At 33.3% G+C, this 22,281-nt stretch carries 16 protein-coding genes; all 16 read right to left on the bottom strand.

The window, feature by feature from the left end:
• Positions 1-220: YSIRK-type signal peptide-containing protein (locus RWO76_RS05065; protein WP_314354589.1), on the bottom strand; the 220-nt coding region annotated here is incomplete at its 3' end.
• Between the two features lie 207 nt (positions 221-427).
• Positions 428-1,309 carry a glycosyltransferase family 52 gene (locus RWO76_RS05060; protein ID WP_314354588.1) on the bottom strand — a complete coding sequence of 294 codons (882 nt, stop codon included), beginning with the start codon at positions 1,307-1,309 and terminating at the stop codon, positions 428-430.
• Between the two features lie 15 nt (positions 1,310-1,324).
• Complete coding sequence (locus RWO76_RS05055) at positions 1,325-2,656, bottom strand: glycosyltransferase (RefSeq protein ID WP_314354587.1); 1,332 nt, start codon at positions 2,654-2,656, stop codon at positions 1,325-1,327.
• 62 nt (positions 2,657-2,718) lie between these two features.
• Entirely contained in the window at positions 2,719-3,897 is a 1,179-nt protein-coding gene (locus tag RWO76_RS05050) for a sodium:solute symporter family transporter (protein WP_314354586.1), read from the bottom strand.
• Positions 3,884-4,552: an acylneuraminate cytidylyltransferase family protein gene (locus tag RWO76_RS05045; protein ID WP_314354585.1), complete on the bottom strand. Its 669-nt coding sequence runs from the start codon at positions 4,550-4,552 to the stop codon at positions 3,884-3,886. Before RWO76_RS05045 ends, RWO76_RS05050 begins: the two co-directional genes overlap by 14 nt.
• Complete coding sequence (rfbB, locus tag RWO76_RS05040; protein ID WP_314354584.1) at positions 4,549-5,544, bottom strand: dTDP-glucose 4,6-dehydratase; 996 nt, start codon at positions 5,542-5,544, stop codon at positions 4,549-4,551. The genes RWO76_RS05045 and rfbB overlap by 4 nt, the downstream gene beginning before the upstream one ends.
• A 35-nt stretch (positions 5,545-5,579) precedes the next feature.
• Complete coding sequence (locus RWO76_RS05035; RefSeq protein ID WP_314354583.1) at positions 5,580-6,341, bottom strand: alpha-1,2-fucosyltransferase; 762 nt, start codon at positions 6,339-6,341, stop codon at positions 5,580-5,582.
• Positions 6,325-7,674 carry a dTDP-4-dehydrorhamnose 3,5-epimerase family protein gene (locus RWO76_RS05030; RefSeq protein ID WP_314354582.1) on the bottom strand — a complete coding sequence of 450 codons (1,350 nt, stop codon included), beginning with the start codon at positions 7,672-7,674 and terminating at the stop codon, positions 6,325-6,327. The genes RWO76_RS05035 and RWO76_RS05030 overlap by 17 nt, the downstream gene beginning before the upstream one ends.
• Before the next feature lie 33 nt (positions 7,675-7,707).
• Positions 7,708-8,949: a glycosyltransferase gene (locus tag RWO76_RS05025; RefSeq protein ID WP_314354581.1), complete on the bottom strand. Its 1,242-nt coding sequence runs from the start codon at positions 8,947-8,949 to the stop codon at positions 7,708-7,710.
• A 2-nt stretch (positions 8,950-8,951) separates the two neighbouring features.
• The gene (locus RWO76_RS05020) at positions 8,952-10,541 is read right to left on the bottom strand and encodes a glycosyltransferase family 52 (protein WP_314354580.1); all 1,590 of its coding nucleotides are present in this window, start codon (positions 10,539-10,541) and stop codon (positions 8,952-8,954) included.
• Between the two features lie 202 nt (positions 10,542-10,743).
• Positions 10,744-14,844, bottom strand: coding sequence for an SIALI-17 repeat-containing surface protein (locus tag RWO76_RS05015; RefSeq protein WP_314354579.1), 4,101 nt, complete (start codon positions 14,842-14,844; stop codon positions 10,744-10,746).
• 176 nt (positions 14,845-15,020) lie between these two features.
• Positions 15,021-17,447: an SIALI-17 repeat-containing surface protein gene (locus RWO76_RS05010; RefSeq protein WP_314354578.1), complete on the bottom strand. Its 2,427-nt coding sequence runs from the start codon at positions 17,445-17,447 to the stop codon at positions 15,021-15,023.
• Between the two features lie 178 nt (positions 17,448-17,625).
• Positions 17,626-18,633, bottom strand: a complete 1,008-nt coding sequence (galE, locus tag RWO76_RS05005; protein WP_314354577.1) for a UDP-glucose 4-epimerase GalE — start codon at positions 18,631-18,633, stop codon at positions 17,626-17,628.
• Between the two features lie 20 nt (positions 18,634-18,653).
• Complete coding sequence (gene map / locus RWO76_RS05000) at positions 18,654-19,424, bottom strand: type I methionyl aminopeptidase (protein WP_314354576.1); 771 nt, start codon at positions 19,422-19,424, stop codon at positions 18,654-18,656.
• Positions 19,425-19,599: 175 nt separating this feature from the next.
• Positions 19,600-21,063: an NCS2 family permease gene (locus RWO76_RS04995; protein WP_314354575.1), complete on the bottom strand. Its 1,464-nt coding sequence runs from the start codon at positions 21,061-21,063 to the stop codon at positions 19,600-19,602.
• Between the two features lie 225 nt (positions 21,064-21,288).
• Positions 21,289-22,134 (bottom strand): MetQ/NlpA family ABC transporter substrate-binding protein, encoded by an 846-nt coding sequence (locus RWO76_RS04990; protein ID WP_314354574.1) that lies wholly within the window; start codon positions 22,132-22,134, stop codon positions 21,289-21,291.
• Between the last annotated feature and the right edge of the window lie 147 nt (positions 22,135-22,281).

Below are 22,281 nucleotides of genomic sequence, written 5' to 3'. Positions count from 1 at the left end.
GGTTCTGAATATTAGCTGTATCTACAATTACTGACCCCTTATCATTAGAAATCGTCGTTGTATTATCGCTGTTTTCTGTCATCGCTGCTTCTACAGTACTCGTTACAGAAGTTAACGCTACTGTCGCACCTAATAATAATGCAACTGTACCAATTTTTACTGAATCTGTACCGTTTTTCAGTTTTCTAATTGAAAATTTATCTTTTTTATTAATAAACATGTTTTTCCCCTTTTCTTAAAATTTTATATTTTATCAGAAATTTACATGATAATAATGTACAAGAAATATTATATACTTCTCGTACATATGTTTTCAAACAATAACTATAAAAATTCGGATGTTATTTCATAATTTTGAATATTTACCTATAATTTCTGTTTTAAATATAACTTTTTAGGAATATTTATCAAAACTTTGATGTACCAGTTACCAACCGATAGTTACTGTCTCGAAATCACAACCTAACCTTCTCAATTCATTTTGCCTTTTCTCATAATAAGGGATAGAAATACCTATCACTTTTATATTTTCTACATGCTTTAGATGTAAACTCACCGAAGAAGTAAAATGATAAATTTCGATAAATTCATATTCTTTCCATAACTCCACCAATACATCTTCTACGATATAAGGTGAATTTAGATATTGAACTCCTTCAATATGAAAAGTTTCTTTTGGATGAGGAATATAATAGTCAATATTCAGAGCATTCGCGTATGTTGTAATAAATCTTACTGAAATAGCATCATCCGTTTCTGAAAATTTCTGCCCTAATAATACTCTGACTGTTTTCCCATTTGAAACAGGCTGAATATCTGTATTAAAGAAGTTATCTAAATACACTAGCTTCTCTTTATCCACTACATGATAATCCGTTCGATACAATGTATAATGTTTTTCTGTTTTTTGAATTAAATCATCTCTCGTCACGCCTAACTTGCCAATTTGTTGATTCTTTAAAGGTAATGCATACATGCCATAAGGATAAATATCCGCATATCCATCATCAAAACTCATTAAATGTTGATACGAAGAACTTGCTACAATATCTAAAATAACCGGATGATCAAAACTAGCGTAAAAGATTGTTTTGTATTCACCTGAATACTTTTCAATTACTTCCTCATAATCCTCCACAGTTTGAATACAGTAAACTTCTGTAAATCCTTCTGAGTAGTAACGATGTCTATCATTCATGACAGGTGTTAAATACAAACTGACAAATGTGTCATCTGCATATTCTCTTTGGATGTACTTTGCAATTTTTGCTTGTAATGGTGTTGTTGCGATAATTAAGTTATTCACCATAACTCCTCCATTCTTTTAAGCTTCCATTCCTAATAATTCACGATAAATATTTGCTACGTTTTCGATAGAATATTGTTTGGCTAATTCTAGATTTTGTTCATTCGACTGTTGATACTCTTCTTGTTCCATTCGTTCAATCATTTCTAGCAATTCTTTTTTCGTACTAAATAATTGAATACCATCTGTTTGTTTTGCATAATAACGATGCGCAATATCAACATTGGATAATAGTGCTAATAAGCCTTCACTCATTGCTTCTACACAAGCATTGGCAAATAATTCCGAATAACTAGATGATAAATATGCTTGATGAAGATGGTACGGAACTTTTTCTACTATCCCTTTAAAAATAATATTTTCAGGAATTTCATATTTTTGTTTTAACTCTTCAATTCTTTCTTCACTACCACCATAGAAAGTCACTGTAGATTTTAAACCTGCTAAATGTAGTGCAATAAACACTTCAATAATCCATTCCACATTTTTCAATTCACTCATATTCCCTACTACGCAATAATTTGTGACAGGACCAATCACTTTTGGAGATTGTTTGACTTGTGTCACCATTGGAGGAAGAAACTTTGTACTATAACCTTGTTTTGCTAACTCAGTTGTTAATACTTCACTAGCTACTAAGTAATCCGTTTTTCCACGTAGGTTGGCTAAAGTCATATTTCTCAAAACATTTTCATGAATGACTTCATAATAATTTTTCTCAGTATTTTCCATAAAACGGAAGATGCTTGGCGCTGGAACGATATGTTGATCTCGAATGATTAAATCTGTTTGCTTTGCATTTTTTGCCAAATAAGATACTACAAGATCATCTTCCGAGCAAAATTCCCCATCTTTTAGATAAATATATCCCGGATAAAATAAGCTTACTGGAGTTGGTTCTTTAAACGGATCCATAAATCTTGCTCGTAAAACTAATTCTCCATTTCCATGATACCAACGTAATTCTCCCATTTGAAAATCTTCGAATAAATAGGACCCCGAAGTATAAAAGTATCTTCCTGTTCCATCTGCAAGCGTCACAGCACTCACAAATCCTTCTTCTGTCACTTCCACTTGGTCGCCCTCTTGAAGTGTTAAATCTTCTAGTTTAACAGACAGAGCATCATGTCCAATATCTGAAAAACTATTTGGTACATTAACAATTTCTTCTTCTAAGAAACCTAATGCCATTATTTCTTTTTTCCAATCTGGCCTTACTTGAGGACTAGTTGCTAAATGGATATAATCTACTCCTAAATATCTAGCAACTTTAGCACGATATAATTGTGTCGTTTCAAATCCATAACGATGCGTTTCTTTTACAGGATGAATCGTGATAATACGTGACATCATTTTCCCTCACTTTCTTTTTTATTCTTTCTATTCAAAAATCCCCATCTTCCGATAGGGATTTAGGCTTTTTGTTTTAGTTTAATTAAAATCCAAGCGCTACATAGTCCACTAATCAAAGGGACTAGCCCATATATCCACATTTCTATTTGGAAGAAAACTCTTGTAACTCCCAAAGAAATGCACATACATAGTATAACATACAGACTCATCGACTTTCCAAAATTTGAAAAAATTAAGCCAACTAATACTAGACTAGAAATAATCGACAAGAAAATACCAACATAGCCTACAAAAAATTCATATGAGGAAACTCCTCCTAAAGCAACTAGACTAGATGAAATAATGATATTCAACCCGAAAATAACTGGGAGACTATACTTGCCTGCATATTGTTTTTCTAAAATTTCATATCCTGTTGATAACGTCGTTTGAGCGGATAATAGCACTCCAATCATTACCGGAATCGCAATCCATAATCCTTCACTTTTCGCATATTCTAATAAGACATTGCCATTAAATTGATAGCCAGACTGTTTTAGCGAAACTCCAATCACATATAAAAATCCTGTAAATAAAATACCTAAACTAGCATTTAGCAAAATAGATTTCAATAACTTCGCTTTTCCAACTTTTTGAAATCGCTCTTGAATATCTGGACTTACTAAATAAGAAGAAAAAGTTTGAAAAGATGCTCCTAGCAAAATCCAAGTTGAAAATGAATCTCTTTGACTAGGTGCTGCTTGATTTAATAATCCATTTGTCATCATTTTAAAAGCAATCACTATCATTGAAAAAAATAAAATGACTGAATAGAAACTATCATACCTCACTACTGCTAATAGTCCACCTCTAGCAACGCCATACGCCCATAGGGCTAATAGTAAAATCCAAAAATAAGCAGAAACACTTGTCAATTGTTCCAACATCACGGATGGAATATATAAAACAATTCCAATTCTCAAGAGTTGGTACACTGTCCATAAAGCTTTAGACAATAGAAAACTTCCATGTCCAAATCGTTGTCCAATAAAATGAAAGACATCTTCGTACTCCATCATTCGCCTTAGTACCCAATATAAAATTGGCAAAGCTAACAAAATTCCAAATTGAGCTATATAATTACGATATCCAGTATGATAAGCAGTGTCCACAATTCCAATAAAAGAAATCGGTGATAATAATGTTGCAAAAATCGATAAACTATACAAAATCCAGTTATACGGTTTATTTTTCTTCATCTTGTTGCCCCAAAAATTGTGCAAATAATAAATCGTCTTTATGATTAATATCAATATTGCATTTTCCTTTTTGTAATACATACCCTAGGTTTCCACCATAAAAGGATTGTGTCTGACAAAAAGTTCCGACTGTTATTCCAAATAAATTGCCATTTGGATAATAATGTTTTGGTTGTTCTTGACGATTTGTTTGACAAGCTTCTACTTGTTTAGACTCTAATCCCGTATCACTGATAGGTGTTACAAATAAGGCTGGATTATATTCTAGTTCTTTTACAGTAATGACACTGTCATAGACTTCCATTAATCCCAACACTTCTACTAAATCCTTAAGCTCTCGAAATGGACTAGTTGGTTGAAGTAAGATAATCTTATCTTCAGCATCTAATCCAAAAGTTTCGATGACATCTTCTAACACTTCCACCATTGTTGTTGTTGAAGTTGCCAAATTTTCCGATCTATTACGAACTTCTATCCCTTCTCGATAAAATAAATGCTCACAATAATCGGTTGTTACGATAATTTTATCAAACATTTCTGCTTCTACAGCAAAATCAATTGCTCGATTTAATAAACTTTTTCCACCAACCACACTTAAATTTTTATGGGCTAATTCCACCGAACCACTACGTGCCGGAATTACGGCTACTTTCATAACATCCCCCTTTTCTTATCCTCTAATTCAGACCACCAAGCTGTATTTTCTTGATACCAGTCAATCACTAGCTTCAACTCTTCCTCAAAATGAGTATGAATCGGCTGATATCCTAACTCTTCATACAACTTATGAGCATTAATTCCATATCTACGATCATGCCCTGGTCTGTCTTCAATAAATTCAAAATCCGTTTTTTCTTTCCCTAGAAGTATAAGAATCATTTGTAATACTTCTAAATTATTTCTTTCATTATCAATTCCCACTAGATAAGTTTCCCCAATTTTCCCCTTATCTATTATCACATCAATTGCTCGACAATGATCCTCTACATGAATCCAATCCCTTACATTCAAGCCATTCCCATATAATACCGGCTTTTCCTGTTTCAAAATATTAATAATTTGTCTTGGAATAAATTTTTCTGGATTTTGGTAAGGTCCATAATTATTTGAACAATTAGAAATCGTTGCTTGAACTCCAAACGAACGAACCCAAGCTTTCACTAATAAATCTGCAGATGCCTTTGTTGCAGAATAGGGAGAGCTAGGTTGATACTGAGTTTCCTCTGTAAACTTCTCCATACTTTCTATTGGAAAATCCCCATACACTTCATCTGTTGAAATTTGATGAAAACGCAATTGATATTTTCTTGCTAACTCTAATAAATGATGAGTACCTAATACATTCGTTTGAACAAAAGATGCTGTATCTATTAAAGAACGATCATTAAAAGATTCTGCTGCAAAATGAACAATTAAATCATGCTCCTTTGTAATAACCTTTTCTAACTTATGATTATCCGCAATGTCTACTTGATAAAATTGTACTCTCTCATCTAATAGATCAGAAATCGTTGAAAAAGATGAAGCATACGTCAATTTATCTAAAATTGTAATTTTGACATTTGGATACTGACGTTTGATATAGCGTACAAAATTTGAACCAATAAATCCAGCCCCACCTGTTACGATAATATTTTGATACTCCACTCTAATTCCTTCTTTCTCTAGAATTCCCCATTATTCTAACGATTCACATCAATTAACAACCAATTTCGAGCATCTGCAATTTGACGTCCTTCTTCAATGAGCATCGTATTAAAATTCGGTGCAAAAACTTGCACTTCAGGCTTTGCCATTCGTAAAACATAAGCGACCCAATAACAATACGTTGAGTTGGCACTAATAAAATATTTCTTACAATTAAATAATTGAACAAAATTATCTCGAATATCTTGTTCCTCTACTACAATCGGAAAAATGAATGAATATTTTTCTTCTAAGGTCGGAACTAATTTTTCCCTACACCATTCAACATCATCTGATGTGATACGAAGCGTCATTGTTTGAAAATCATCCGTTTCTAATGCAGCAATTCGATCTAAACAATCCTGTACATATTGCATCATGTCATAGCCATAATGTTTATAGCGATCCTGATGGAGAAAGTCTGTTCTTCTAATCGCGATCGTAATATCTTTTTCTTCAAATTCTCTTGAAAGTTCTTGAATCGGCTCTTGTAAATATCTTGCCACAAAAGAATCTACGTGAACTGGTAAATAATCTTCTCCTGATATTTGAAAATAGCCGAAATCTTCTATTTCTATCCCATTTGCTTTACTAAATAATTCAACCGTTTTAGGAAAAAAAGTTTGAGCAAAAGCATAATAACCTGTTCGTAATACATAACTATCTGCAATCCCATCTAAGCGATCTTTATGAGCTTGTAATAATAAATATAATAGATTCCCTAATTGAAACCCTCTGTCATTATAATAAACTTTCACCGCTTTTCTCCTTATTCTTTCTAAAATATTGTCCTAATTTTGAGCAGTCAGGCTTTTGAGATAATTCTTTTATTTGTTGTCCAGTATAAAAAACCGTATCTTTTAGCTGAAAGACCATCCCTTTACTGTCAAATAATTCTTGAAGTAAAGTTTGAACTAAGTCTTTAATCGCTGTCACTTGATAAATATGATGATCCTCATATAGTGAAGAAACTGGAGGTAGTTGTTCTAATAACTCTATAGGAACTTCTTGAACTCTTTCTGCCACCTGTTCTGTCACTAGTCGATAATACTCTTGTAATGCTGGATTTTTTTCTAGCTCTTCTTTTGATACAAAACTCCATTGTCGATGGATTAAGTCGTGAACAAATCCTTTTTTCAGATTTTCTCCATATAATGTATCCATAAAATAAATCGAATGATTTGGATGGTGTTGAAGAATAGCATGACATAATTCATTTTGCACTTGCCCATATCGATTTTCAGCATGTAGTGCACTTTGAGAAGATACTAGGACAAATTGCTTTGTCTTTACTTTTACAATAGTGTCTACTAATGTTTCAATCTCTTCTGCCGGATTAGCAAGCCCAATATTAGTTTTGAATTTTTCAGAAGAAGGTGCTGTACAAATGACGCAGTCATATTCTTGCTGAAGTAGTTCGGATACATTATCACGATTGAACCCTATTACTTCATATTGTTTAAAAGACTTCAATTGTTCATAAACTTTTGATCCAATGCTCCCTGTATAACCAATAACTGCAATTTTTTTACGAGAAGATTCAATTTTTTGAATGATAGACAAGTACGAATCACTTTGCTGATCTTTTGGTGAAATAATCACTTCTCCTGTTAAATCCCAAGGTAAATTCAATGTCTTATCAAGTGGCATAATTCCAGAATGTTTCACACTTGGATCATAATAACCTGTGACTAAATAATTCAAAATCCCTTTATCCGTTAAAGCTTGAGCTCCGTTAGAAACTCCAGCTGGAACAAAGATTGCCATTCCTGGAACGACATCAATCACATCTACAGCTTTATACGTTGGAGAACTCAATCGTAAATCTACAAAGCACATTCGAAACGTACCTGACGCAACCGTCATTAACTTCGACCAACCTTGACAATGCATTCCTCGAATCGTTCCTTTTTTAGAAACGGAAACATTATTTTGCAACTTTCCTTGGAAAAAGGATTCCGGAACGCCATATTTTATCAAGTCAATCTTCCGCCAATTTTCAACAAAATAGCCACGTTCATCATGATGAAGAGGACTTGATAAGATTAATAGGCCTTCAATATTAGGTTTTACCTGTTCTTCTACTTTCAAACTCAGTCCTCCTCTCTTTTCGGAAGCATCTCATTATAGTTCTAAAACTTGACAATACATCTCTGCTACTACTTCTTTTGTATAATGTTTAGCAAAAACGGAAGAAGAATACTCTCCTTTTTGTTGAAAAGCTCTAAGTGTTTCTACTAATTCACTCAATGAACGGAATGTTTTTGTATTGGAACAAATTTTTCCATAATAGGCATGCGCTAAATCTGTATGAGATAATAAGCAAACTAATCCTTTAGAAGAAGCTTCTACTGCTGAATTTGCAAAGCACTCGCTATAAGAACAAGAAAGATATCCTTGATACTTCTCATAAGGAACAGGTGTTACAAATCCTGCATAGGTTATATTTTCCGGAAGTTGCTCTTTTGTCATCCCTGCCGGTAACGTTCCATAAATCGTTAATCGACTATCTGGAACTTGTTTAAAAGCTTCAATTGCTAATTCACATTTTTTTATAACAGTCATATTTCCGACAATACACCAATCAGTTACTGTTTCATAGGTTTCTTCTTGAACTTCATCCATATAAACGGGTGGTAAGAACTTCACAACGTCACTTCCTAAACGTTCTTCTAGTACTGGACTAGCCACAATATTGGTACACCAATTTTGCAATACAAACTTCATAAAAGGAGCTAATATATTGTAATGAGTAAAGGCAAATAGTTCTCTTTTCGTATTTTGGAAAAATTTTCTAAGTTGCAATGGATATTCATTGACCATATCAATGATAAATTTATCTTGAGGAGTTGAGTTCTCTGCTAAATAATAACTCACTAACTGCCACTGAGAATAAGTTTCTCCTGTTTCAACAAAACGATAAGCATGATAATTCTCACTAATATCACCTTCTAAAACAATACCTTTTGAACCATACAAAGTGAAAGTATTCTGTTTATCATCTAATCGATACAATAGCTGGGAAGTATAACACTCAACTACACCATCCTCATAATGAACTAATCCTACATAACCTTCTTTTGTATATTTAACTTTTTTTACACCTTCTAATGTCGAAAGAAAGTCATCTGAAATACATGGTTGAACTCTAGCTAAATCAGATAAATCAAAAATAACATGATAAAAATTTTTGAATCCGAGTTGTTCTAGTTGCTCTACAAAGTTAGGAACAATATTACTTAAATTTGTGAGAACTAATTGGTGCTCCACACCAAGAGATTGCATCAAGTTTTGACGAGCTAACTGACTACTCTCAAAACCATAAATACTAATTGGAACTCCTTCTTTTATTGTGAACACTTTCATGATTATTCTCCTTCTAAAACTTCTTCGAGAGTTAACCCTCGTGTTTTAGCTAAACGAGTACGAAAAGCCATCCATTTATCATGCCTATCAGAAAGTCGATAATACGCCGTCAAATTATTTAGTACAAAAGCATTTTCCTTTGTCACCATTCTTGCCCATAAATGCCAATCTTCAAACCCATCATATCCTTCATGATAACCACCAGCTTCCTCGTAAGCTGACTTTCTAAAGATAACTGTTGAGTGATTAAATACATTTTGATACGCTAATTGGAACCATAACTTTTCTCCAAATAAATGATTTTGTTTATTTCTTTTCAACTTCCTATTTTTTTCATCTTCCTCTGCAGTTACTCTTGAGCCTACAATATCTAATAAAGGATTTGATTCTAATTGATGTAATACCATTTCCAAATGCCACGGCATCCATACATCATCAGCATCTTGTCTTGCTATATACTCTCCTTGAGTCATAGTTACTCCAGAAATTAGCGTACTAGAAATTCCTTGATGTATTAATTTTTCATAATGAATACGATTATCAATTAAATACTTCTGACAAACTTCTTGAGTTTGATCTGTTGAACCATCATCAACAATCCACAATCGAAACTCTTGATGTGTTTGGTTTAAAATCGACTGAATCGATTCATCAATGGTCTTCTCTCCATTATAAACAGGCATGACAATATCCACACAAGTATCCGATAGAGAAAGATTACGATACTCGATTCCATATTCCAATAAAATATCTGACTCATAACTACTCAAAAATGTACGATAAGCCTGAACCTTAACTCCTTCAATCGCTTTAACGAATAAAAAGGCTGTTGAATAGAAGCCATATACTTCTACAAATTCATAATCTGCTAATAAGGAATAGATTTCCTCTTCAAAACAACTTGTAGGAGTAGCTATTTTTATCCCTTCTACTTCCACTACCGCACGTGGGTGAGGATAATAGATATCTGCCTTACAATCTAGTATCGCTTTTTGTGTTAATTGTTTTGTCAATAAAATATCTTCTTCATCATAAACTGATCCTAACGCTTGACCTAAAAACACTCGAATCACTTTCCCATTCTTTGCCCGTTTAAAGCCTTCAGGCTTTGTATTTAGAAATAAACGCACTTGTCTTTCTTCTTCAAATAACTTTGTTTGATTAAACACGGTAAAATGTTTTTGCGAAAGTAACATCATTTGCCCTAACGTTAACCCTAATGGAGAAACTACCCTATTAAGATTTTGTGTATACATATTTGGAACAATAATGGATGTACTACCATCATCAAAAGTAAATAATTGCATCTGATTAGGATTAAAGAAACTATACGCTATTGGATTATCTAAACTAGCCAGATACAAAGAAGTAATCACTTTATCTGAAAGAAATTGTTGTAAAGATTCTTTCAATGTTTCTTCTTTTAAAATACAAACTTCTTTACAGAACTCCATCATCTTTTCTGCATAAATCTGTTGTCTTGAATCTTTCGACATCATTAAATACATGCCATAAAATTCTAAATTTGTATGACGTGCTACTTCTCTAGCAACTAGCACTTGAAAAGGTGATGTACAAAAAATTAAATTCATTTTATTTCCTACTTTCTTCTTTATAGCGATTCCAAATCCTTATTATCTTCCATTAATCAATATCCCTATTATACCATAAGGACTTTTTGAATGCTTTTATTTACTTAATGTTTAGAATAAAAGCCAAAAGGTTCGGCCTTTAAACCGTTCCTTTTGGCTTTTAGTAGTTGATAAAAAATCTTTTTTAAAGAATTATTTCAATCTACTCATTTTCTTTTTTCTTTGGGATTACTAATCCTAAACCTGCAAGAATTGAACTTGCTGCAGCTCCGAAGATTGCGAATTCATTACCGGTACCTGTTTGAGGTAATTCTTCTACTTTATTTTTAGGAACTGAAGTTTGTTGTTCATTTCCTCCATTTGAAGGAGTTGTATCATTTTGTTTTGGTTCTTCAGGAATCTTTAATTCTGGTTTATCCACAACTGGAGGATCTAACGGAACTACTCCACCATCAAATTCTGGCACTTCAACTTTTGGAGCATCCATTTGCATTACATATTGATAAACAATAGTTGTTATCCCTTCTTTAACTAGTCCTTTTTCTTCCACAGTATTTTTGAACTTATCACCAGCTGGAAGAACACGTTTTAATCGATATGTTACTCCATCCACTTCAATCGTTTCTGGTGGTGTCACTGCATATTCTTCACCAGTCTCTTTGTAAGTCGTTTCTTCTTTATCACCAGAAACTGTAGTTGTCGCTTCAGCTACAATAACGTTGTTCTTAGCGACTACATTATCCGCAAGGAAGTTTTCATTAATATCGACGAATTTAACGATAACTGTTCCTTTTTTGTCTTTTGCGTAATCACGTTTTGTTGATGAGGCTACAGAATACTTAACAACAACCGTTGAATCTTTTGATTCATGTGTTACTGCTAACTCCTCTACCTTAGCTTTGTCTACAGTGTAGTCTTTGATTTCTGGTGACACAACTTCGGCAAGTTTTTGTTCTTTAGTCCACTCACTTGTGTATACCACTTCACCAGTTCTGCTGTTAATTTCTGCAGTTCTTGTAAAGCGTGCTTTTTGTTCAACTGGTGCACTTGCTTCCTGTCCCGCTTTTGGTCCATTTTCATAAACATAAGTGATATTACGTTTCACTTCTTTTAATACACCTAAATCTTTGTACGAACGATTTTGTGGGTCGTTAGGGATTTTATCTTCTGGTTTCGGAGGAGTAGGAGTATTATTATTTGGTTTATTTGGATCATTCGGTGTTCCATCTTCTGGTTTTGGATTATTCGGAGTATTATCATTCGGTTTAGTCGGATCTACTGGAATAACGTAATCGTATTGGTATACAACTGTTGTAGTTCCTTCTTTTACCTTACCTGTTTCTTCTAGTACGTTGTTGAATTTATCAGAAACTTCATACACTCCACGGAAGACATATTTCTTGCCATCTTTAGTAATTGTATCAACTTTCTTCTCAGCAACATTATAGTTTACATCATTTTCTGTTACTTCATCACGATTCGACAGAACAACATCACCTGATTTAGTAGCATATGTTTTCGTTGTTTTCACAACTGCATCTGTTACTACAATTTCTGCATCTTTGATTTCATTACCATCAGCGTCAACATACTTAACAACTACAGAACCTTTAGTCTCAACTGTTTTAGATGGTGTTTTTTCTTCTTGTTTATCTAAAGTATAACTATAAATAACGTGTTTTTCACCTTCAGTTACATTCCCTGATGCTGGAGCTGAATCAGATGTTGGTGCTACATATTTATAAACTAATCCTGTAGTTTCATCTTTTAGCGTTGGGTATTGTTTATCAGTAGTATCGTATTTTTCAGTAACTGTGCGTTTCTCTTTACGTTCAGATACTTTTACACCTTTTGAGTAAGTTACATAAGTATCTTCATACTCAACTGGTACTTTATCTTTCACTACTTCTGTTTCTTTTAAGGTTTTTAACGTTCCATCTTCGTTGATCACAACGTGTTTCACATCAACAGAACCTGTCTTAGTCGCAACTGATTTAGACGGAGTTTTCTCTTCTTCACTTACTAGACGGTATTCGTAGACAACTTCTGTTGTTCCCTCTACTACTTTACCACTTGCAGCTGGCGAACCTTGTTTTAGACCTACATACTCGTATGTAAATCCAGTATCGGCATCTACTAATGTTGGGTATTGTTTTGGAGTTGTATCGTAGTTTTGTTCTACCGTTTTAACATCAGTACGTTCATTAACTTTTGTTTCACCTGAATATAAACTTACGATAGTTTTAGTTTCAAGCGTTACATTATCTTTATCAGTTTCTGATTTTAATTGTTTTCCATCAGTTGTGACGTACTTGATAACGACGCTACCTTGTTTAGTAGCTGTTACTTCTCCCGCTTCTTCTTTTGTGATTTTTAAGTTGTAGTAATGAGTTACAACTGGTTTTTCTTCACCCATTACTTTGTAAGCACGGATTGGTGTGATGATTTCTTTTTTAGCAACTGTAACAGTATCCGTTGTTGTTTCATCCGAAGGTTCCCATTCTTTTACTTCACGTCCAGATTTAGTCAACGTAGCTTGTGATTTATCATCTGATACTGTAACACCCCATGTTCCATTAGTTGTCACATTCGAAATATTAATTTTTTCTTCTGTATTTACCGGGTATTTATTCCAAATTATATCAGATCCATTATCTCTATCATACTTAGTATTTGTTGTTACTACTAAACCACCTACGGTTGTAAATTCATAAGTTTCAATAACATCTTTAGAAACAGGAAACAGATCAGCATCAACTGCTCCGTATTTTCGACCTTCTTCTTTTGAAGCAACACCAGAAGTTTTTACCTTTTCAATGATAGGTAAAGCATCTAAAACCGTACTTACATCTCTAACTTTGTTTTCAAATTGATCTAATTTAGATGAATCATTATCAGCAGAAGTATCATTTACATAAAAACCAACTTTACCATTAGATAGTCCAACTCGAATATTATTCTCTTTCATATAATTAACGAGTTCATCTACTTTGTTATCTAAATTGGTTTTAACTGTATTAATCGCTTCGATATCCGTAGGTTTTTCCGCATTACTAGTAAAGAAATCAACAACTCTATATCCAGTTGCAAAAACGTCCTTCAATATATCTTTCACTGAAGCATTTGACGTGTTTAAATCTGGTGTTTTTTGAAGATATTTAGAATATTTATCCTCTCTTCCTGACACATCGAAAACATCCATTGATTTTCTTGTTTGCGTACCATTCGAAGTTGCATTTCTTTCATTATCATCAGCAGTACCAAAGACGTTATCATCCCCTATATCTTTAATAGCTGTATAATTCTCTCTAAGAATTGCATAGGTCAAACCATAAAAATCAGTAGAAGTTCCGTCATAAATATTTTCTTTTACGGCAACATAAGTGACATTCGTACCTGTTTTTTTACTTTTTCTTTCTACAGTATTTGTAACTGCATACGTATCTTTATCAAGAACAAGTACTGTGTCCCCTTCTTGTAGAGTCACATTTTCTTTAGTAAATTCTTTAGCAGTAGCTTCTCCAGCTTTCCATTTTGTTACTGCATCTTCATCACTAGTTACTCCATTAGCCTCTACGAATTTACCGTATTGACCATCAGCCGTTTCTTCAACTAGATAGACTTTACCTGTAGTTTTTGTATAGTCGATTTCCCCTAATTTATTATGCATTCCTTCTGGAGATACTGCTGCTTCTATATTATTGAAACTTGTTTTACTATAAGTTGGTTTATCAGTACCTTCAACTTCAGAACGTACGTATTTATAGACTTTATTATTCGCTTCTACAGTATCTTTTTTACCAGTAGTTTCAGTAACAGAATCTCCAGTTTTAGCAACTGTTGATTCACGGTAGTCTTTCCCATCTGTATCAGCTGCAAGACCTTTTTTATCGTAAGGTGTTGTTACTGTACCTGTTCCCGCTTCTACTGTTTCTGTTTTTAGTAATGATTTGTCAGAATCCAATTTATAATTAACCGTTGCTCCTGATTTGAAGTTTACTGTATCATTACCATCAGCATCACCAGTATTAATGTTAGCTTTTGTTGGCTCAGTTACTCCTCCATCTAAAACTGCATCAACTTTGAAAGTTTTAGATGCATCTTTATCATCTGTAAAAGTCGTAGCCTTTGCAGATTCAACTTTAGATGTATCACTTACTACTGTGGGTTCATTCGTACCATTAGACGTTACTGCAGCTTCAACAGCCCCATTCGCAAAGAATAGTCCAATCACTGCACTTGCTAATCCAACTCCCTTGAATTTTCTCAAGGAATATTTTCTTTGTATATCTCTATTGCCCATTGTTTTTCCCTCTTTATTCAACCAATTTTAAAAAACTATAGTTATAGTATTTCCATGATAATTATATCACTAACAACTCTAAGAAAATATTAAATTAATGTTACAAAATTTATATATTATAATCTGTTTTTTATACAAAAATAGGAGTAAATCCCAAAGGTTTACTCCTATTTATTTTATTTTTTTCTTTGCTTACCTGGTATCGCTAATCCCAGTCCAGCAAGAATTGAACTTGCAGCAGCTCCGAAAATTGCGAATTCATTACCTGTACCTGTTTGAGGTAATTTTTCTACTTTATTTTCAGGAATTGAAGTTTGATTGTCCCTTTCTTCATTTGAAGGAGTTGTATCATTCGGTTTCGTTTCTTCAGGCTTATATGTTTGTTTTTTCCTAAACATATGAGTAACTATACCATCAGCATTTAGTGGAACTGTTCTAACAAATTCATACCCTTCAATGGTACCTGGTTCAAACGCATCATTTGCTTTACCTTCTACAGAAGGATTTTTGGCATCTGCTGGTTTCAAGTTATTTCCATCTTCATCTACCCATTTAGTGATAATTAATTGCGGTAAATTTAACGGTTCATCTACCTCGCCATTTACTCCACTTTTAAACTCAGGGACTTCCAATACTGGAGGATTTTCTGAAGCTACTCCCCCTTTGAATTCTGGCACTTCTAATATTGGAGCATCTTTTGGAATTTCAAATATTTTAGTCACTTCTTTATAATAATGGTTAACAACAACATTACCTTCTGACATCACTTTGTAAGCACGAATAGGCGTCATTATTTCTTTAACTACATAATCCGTTTCTTCTTTTGTACTTACCTCTTGTCTTGTTAACTCTGTTTCTGTTGTATTTGAATCTGTATGAACAACTTTAATCTTACTTAAATCATCAGAAATAGTTACACTTCCTTTATTGGCATATACAGAATCCTCTCTTGTTTCAACTTCAGGATTCACTTTCTTCCAATCCGAGTAATGTTCTGCTTCTTTATCTTTATGATAAGATTTAATCACACCTGATTCAAAGCCGTATATTCTAGAGTATTTTAGAACTCCTTTTGTCGTTAACTCTACATCTTTTAATTGCTTATACTCTTTTAAAGTTTCTTTTGATGTTCCTAATGAGATGTTTAAATCACTTAACACACTTTGTGCTTCTTCAATTTGAGTTCGTAATTGTTTCAAAATTTCTTGATTTGCTTGATAGAACATTAACCCTCTTTCAGATTCAACTACAACTTTAATTTGATTTTGCTTAATCATTTCAATAGTCTTAGCAATATTTTGTTTCAACTCTTCTCTTCTCGATAGAACCTCTTTTTTATCCGCTTCATTGTGCACATTACGCTCAAAGTAATCTAATATTCCAGTTACTTGAGCATGCATCTCTTCTAGAATTTCTTGTAAAGATTCATTTTTAAAATTATATTTATTTGAGCCTGTTATTCCAGGAGGAAAATTTTTAGTAATATTATTATAGTATAAGACAGTTTCATTATTGAAATTTACTTTTTCATCATCCGGTGTCCCAAATCTATAATCATCACCAATTGTTGGAAATTCTCCTGTAATTTCCTGATTCCAAAAGGCATACGTTGGTGATCCAGGAATTCCTTCTGTTTTTGCATAGCCTTCAGTAAAATTATATTCAGGTTTTGCAGGGATTTTTTCTCGTCTATACTCTACTGTATTAACAGTTCTTGTCCCACTTCCATGAGCATATGTATCTCGATCCATTACAAGAACTGTATCGCCTTCTTTAAGAGTTACATTTTCTTTCGTGAAATCTTTAGCTGTTGCTTGCCCATTTTTCCAAGCATTTACGGCATCTTCATCACTCTTAATATTTGTTGCTTCTACAAATTTTCCATAATGTCCCTCTGAAGTTTCTTCTACTAAATAAACTTTCCCAGTCATTTTTCCATAATTAATTTCCCCTAGATTGTTATGCATTCCTTCTGGAGAAACTGGAGCTTCAATATCGTTAAATTTCGTTTTTTCAGAAGTTGCTTTATCTTTACCAACAACTTCTGAACGAACTAATGTATATTCTTTATCATTAGCTTTAATATTCTCAACTTTACCAGTATCTTCTGTAACAGCTTTTCCTGTTTTTTCTACAGTTGATTGACGGTAGTCTTTTCCGTCTGTATCATAAGCAATTCCTTTTTTATCATATGGAGTTTTGACTGTAGTTTTCTCCCCTTCTACAGTTTTTGAATCTTGTAGTTTCGAGTTGTCTGATTCTAATAAATAATTAACAGTTGCTTCTGAATGATATTTTAAAGAATCTGTTCCATCTAAATCACCTGTATTATAATTTGCTTTTGTCGGTTGTTTATATCTAATATCCGCAACTGCATCTACCGTTACTTTTTTAGTAGAATCCTTATCATCCGTAAAGGTTGTTTTAGCACTAGAGGATACTTTAGCAAATTCTTTTACAATTGTTGTTTCATCTTTTCCATCAGAAGTGACTTCAGCATATACCGCAGTATTCGCAAAAAATAAACCAATCACTGCACTTGCCAAACCAATTCCTTTAAATTTTCGTAATGAATATTTTTTCTGAACGCCTTTATTTCCCATATTTTTCTCCATTATTATCTTTATTCTGAATTTTATGTTATACGATATAATTATACTCTACTTTTTTAGCATAATTAAGTTTATTTATATTACATGTATATTACAATTTTCACTATTAAAAAATCCTGCTAGCATCATATCTGCTAACAGGATTTCTCTCTTCATTTTATTTTAATTTTTAATATCCTTGAGGATTATTTTTTTGCCAATTCCAAGAATCACGAACCATGTCGTTTAAGTCTTTTTCAGCAACCCAACCTAGAACTTCTTTTGCTCGACTTGCATCTGCATAACAAGTTGCAATATCTCCAGGACGACGTGGACAAATTTTATATGGAATATCCACATTATTTTCCTTAATAAATGTATGAACTAAGTCTAATACACTGTAGCCAATTCCAGTTCCTAAGTTATAAACTTTTGCACCTGGATTTCCAATATTATCTTTCACTGCAAGAACATGTCCTCTTGCTAAATCCACTACGTGAATATAGTCTCGAACCCCTGTTCCATCATGTGTATCATAGTCATCCCCAAACACACTTAACTGTGGTAATTTACCAACTGCTACTTGTGTAATATATGGCATTAAGTTATTTGGAACTCCATTTGGATTTTCTCCAATCAAGCCACTTTCATGAGCCCCAATTGGATTGAAATAACGTAAGTTTGTTACAGACCATTCTTTGTCAGCAAAAGCAACATCATTTAAAATTTGTTCTAACATTACTTTTGTATACCCATAAGGATTTGTCGCACTTGTTGGCATTCCTTCTTTAAATGGTACTGTATTATTCATTCCATAAACCGTTGCGCTTGAACTGAAAACAATATTTTTCACTCCGAAGTTTCTCATGACATCTAATAACACTAATGTACCAGTAATATTATTATGATAATATTCTAATGGTTTTACTACAGATTCACCCACTGCTTTGAACCCTGCAAACTGAATGACACAATCAATTTTTTCTTTTGAGAACACTTCTGTTAAAAAGTCGTGATCTAAAATAGATCCTTCATAAAATGGAAATTCTTTTCCAGTAATCGTTGTTAATCGTCTTAATACTTCAGGTGAACTATTAGAAAAATCATCTAAAATAACAACTTCATACCCCGCTTTATCTAATTCTACTACTGTATGAGAACCGATATAACCTGCTCCCCCTGCAACTAAAATAGCCATTGCTATTCCTCCTTATACTTTTATAATACGTCTTCTGTATGATCTGGTTGTAATGTTAAAATACGTGGACCATCTTTTGTAATCGCTAATGTATGTTCAAATTGGCAACTTAACCCACCATCTAATGTGTGTGCTGTCCAACCATTGCTTTCCATCTCTGATTTCCAAGTTCCAGTATTGACCATTGGTTCGATTGTAATGACCATTCCTTCTTTTAAGCGAAGACCTTTTCCTGGCTCACCATAGTGAGGAACGGATGGACTTTCATGAATCGTTGGTCCAATTCCATGTCCTATAAATTCACGAACAACTGAGAATCCTTCATTTTCTACATAAGTTTGAATCGCATGACCAATATCTCCAATACGATTACCCACTTGTGCTTGTTGGATCCCTAAATACAATGCTTTTTTCGTCACTTCGTATAAACGATCTAATTCTGGAGTACTTTCTCCAACAATATAACTCCAACAAGAATCGGATAAAGCTCCTTTTAAGTCTACACAGAAATCAACTTTTACTAAATCTCCTGATTTCAATGGTTTACGACGAGGAAATCCATGACAGATTTCGTCATTAATACTTGTACAAGTAGCATATTTATATCCCTCATATCCAATTTGAGGAGCTGATCCACCTGCTTCTTCAATTTTCTTTTGAACAAATTGATCAATTTCCCAAGTTGTAACTCCCGGTTTAATAAAGTCTCGTAATGCAACGTGAATAGAGGCTAATAAAGCACCTGATTCATTCATCGCTTCAATTTCACGATTTGATTTTAATGTAATCATACTCTAACTCCTTTCTTAAGAATAGTATATCATAGCTTTTCAGAAAATGATTGTAATTAAATAAATTCGAACCATTTCTTTTTATTTCCTTAATAATTCCTTTTAAAAAGCAAAACGAAGTTACTAAAATTGTAACTTCGTTTTACCTCTTGGGAGAAAAGATATAAGGGAAAAGCTATAGAATGGCTAAAATAATGAAGTTCAAAATAAACAATCCTGTCGCTACCCATAAAATTGGGTGAACTTCTTTAGATTTGCCGGTTAATGTTTTAATGAAGCAGTAGAAGATGAACCCTGCTGCAATTCCGTATGAAATGCTGTAGCAAAGTGCCATAAATATTCCCGCAAAGAATGCTGGGACTGCTTCTTCTAAACGATCCCATTGAACATCTGCAAAAGATGATAACATCATAACCCCTACAACAATTAAAGCAGGTGCTGTTGCTGCTGCAGGAACGATTCCTACAAATGGAGCTAATAATGCAGAAGCTGCTAATAATACTGCTGTTGTTACAGCTGTTAATCCAGTACGACCACCTGCTCCGATACCCGCTGCACTTTCTACATAAGTTGTTGTATTACTTGTACCGAAAATTGCCCCAATTGAAGTTCCAATCGCATCAGCAAATAAAGCTTTATCCATTTTAGAAGAGAAGCCTGAACCTTCTTCTAACATTCTTTCATCTTCTTCAGAGAAGATTCCTGTCTTACGACCTGTTCCAATAAATGTTCCTAATGTATCAAATGTATCCGATAAACTAAATGCGAAAATTGTCATTAATACTAGCGGTAATTTCGCAGGGTTGGAGAATAATTTACCCATTCCTTCTGGACCAAATGCTGCAAAAATTGTCACTTGTAAATCTGAGAAGGCAGAACCTAATGAATTTTGAGACCAATTCACAGCTGATAAATCAACGACACCCATTGGAATAGCAAGTAAAGTTGTAACGACAATCCCAATTAAGATGGCTCCACGAACATTTCTAATGACTAAAATAACTGTAATTAATAAACCAATTAACGCTAATAATGCATCACTTTGAGTAAAATTCACTAATGAAGGAACGAGTCCACCATTAGAAGTAACAGAGAATACTCCACCTTTAAAGGATTCTATAGTTGCTTGATACGGTTGGTTATTAATAGTAGTAATTGTTTTCGCATCTGATAAGAAACTTAATAAGTTTGCATTTTTCAAACCGATATAAGCAACGAACACTCCAATCCCTCCACCGATAGCATGTTGCATACTAACTGGAATTGCTTGAATAATCATTTTACGAATTTTTGTTACTGTAATAAATACATTTAATAATCCACAAATAAATACCATTGCTAATGCTTCTTGCCAAGTAAAGCCTAATCCAAATACGACAGTAAATGTAAAGAAGGCATTCAATCCCATCCCTGGCGCTAATGCATAAGGTACATTGGCGAATAACCCCATTACTAATGTACTAACTACTGCTGCAACAATTGTGGATAAGAAGACTGCTTGGAATGGCATTCCTGTTTGACTAAGAATACTAGGGTTTACGAAGATAATATAAGACATTGCAAAAAATGTCGTAAGCCCTGCTAAAAGTTCCGTCCCAAAAGTTGTGTTATTTTCTTTTAATTTAAAGAAATTCTCCATGAAGTTTCTAGCTCCTTTTTATTTTTTATTAAGAACGAGGTAAGTATACTTCATTATTGATAGAAAATCAATAAAAAATACGTATGTTTTTATTCAAACTTTAAATAAATGTACGGATTTTTAAATTATATTTTATTTTTTACAGCAACATAACCTTTTAAATGTAAAATAAAACGAACAACTAACACCTTTAAAGGTGAAAGTTGTTCGTTTGGAGAGAGATGACTATTTTTCTGCGTTCCACACTGGGAAGTATTGTCCTGGTCCAATTTCATTCATTTTCTTTGCTACATCATCTGCTTGGAATAATTCAACAATTTTTTTGTATGTTGGATTATCAGCATCTTTAGCATTTGCAGCAATGATATTGAAACGATCTTTTGGAATTGTATCTAAGTGATCAGCATCTGTGAAGATATAATCTTCAACTTTTAATCCTGCATCTTGAGCCATTGAGCCATTGATTGAAGCTGCATCTACATCTTGTAACATACGAGGTGCTTGTGCTGATTCTGCTTCAATAATTTCTAAGTTACGTGGATTGCTTGTAATATCAGCTAGAGAGGCTTTTGTTCCTACTCCATCTTTTAATGTAATTAATCCTTCTGTTTCTAATGCTACTAAAGCACGACCTTGAATCGCTACTTCTTTTGGTACTAATACTTTTGCATTTTCAGGTAAATCTTTTAATGATTTATATTTTGTTGAGAAGTAATATAATGGCACGATAAATGTTGTTCCGATTTCTTTAATATCTGAACCTTTATCTTTGTTCCATTGTGCTAAATAAGCACGATGTTGGAAGGCATTTAATTGAACAGATCCTTCTTCTAAGGCTGTATTTGGTAATACATAATCGTTCATTTCTACAACTTCTAAGTCAATATTTTCTTTTTTAGCTTTTTCAGCAACAAAATCCCAAATTTCATGAGCTGCACTACCTACAACGGCAACTTTTACATGTTCAGCTGTTTTTGTTTCTTTTGTTGTTTCTTGTTTACTTGTTTGATTTCCGCAAGCTGCTAATGTCACTGCAGCAACTGCTGTTAAAAATAAATTTCTTAATTTCATTTAATTTCCCCACTTTTGTTTTTCTAAATGTCACGTGATACAAATGGTACTATACCGAATTATCACAGTCGGGTCAACGAAATCCGTCCAATTTCAGCATTGTTTATTTTTACCATTTGTTAAAGCTAAAAACTATATTTCTATCGC

Origin of the sequence: uncultured Granulicatella sp. (assembly GCF_963521425.1) — a bacterium.
GTDB lineage: Bacteria > Bacillota > Bacilli > Lactobacillales > Aerococcaceae > Granulicatella.
This window is presented reverse-complemented; position numbering and strand designations above follow the sequence as displayed.

What these genes read in the sequence shown, in the direction of transcription:
- RWO76_RS05060 (WP_314354588.1), bottom strand. Translation starts at nt 1,309, where the DNA reads ATGGTGAATAACTTAATTATCGCAACAACACCATTACAAGCAAAAATT.
- RWO76_RS05010 (WP_314354578.1), bottom strand. Translation starts at nt 17,447, where the DNA reads ATGGGAAATAAAGGCGTTCAGAAAAAATATTCATTACGAAAATTTAAA.
- RWO76_RS05055 (WP_314354587.1), bottom strand. Translation starts at nt 2,656, where the DNA reads ATGTCACGTATTATCACGATTCATCCTGTAAAAGAAACGCATCGTTAT.
- RWO76_RS05050 (WP_314354586.1), bottom strand. Translation starts at nt 3,897, where the DNA reads ATGAAGAAAAATAAACCGTATAACTGGATTTTGTATAGTTTATCGATT.
- RWO76_RS05020 (WP_314354580.1), bottom strand. Translation starts at nt 10,541, where the DNA reads ATGAATTTAATTTTTTGTACATCACCTTTTCAAGTGCTAGTTGCTAGA.
- RWO76_RS04995 (WP_314354575.1), bottom strand. Translation starts at nt 21,063, where the DNA reads ATGGAGAATTTCTTTAAATTAAAAGAAAATAACACAACTTTTGGGACG.
- RWO76_RS04990 (WP_314354574.1), bottom strand. Translation starts at nt 22,134, where the DNA reads ATGAAATTAAGAAATTTATTTTTAACAGCAGTTGCTGCAGTGACATTA.
- galE (WP_314354577.1), bottom strand. Translation starts at nt 18,633, where the DNA reads ATGGCTATTTTAGTTGCAGGGGGAGCAGGTTATATCGGTTCTCATACA.
- RWO76_RS05045 (WP_314354585.1), bottom strand. Translation starts at nt 4,552, where the DNA reads ATGAAAGTAGCCGTAATTCCGGCACGTAGTGGTTCGGTGGAATTAGCC.
- RWO76_RS05025 (WP_314354581.1), bottom strand. Translation starts at nt 8,949, where the DNA reads ATGAAAGTGTTCACAATAAAAGAAGGAGTTCCAATTAGTATTTATGGT.
- RWO76_RS05015 (WP_314354579.1), bottom strand. Translation starts at nt 14,844, where the DNA reads ATGGGCAATAGAGATATACAAAGAAAATATTCCTTGAGAAAATTCAAG.
- map (WP_314354576.1), bottom strand. Translation starts at nt 19,424, where the DNA reads ATGATTACATTAAAATCAAATCGTGAAATTGAAGCGATGAATGAATCA.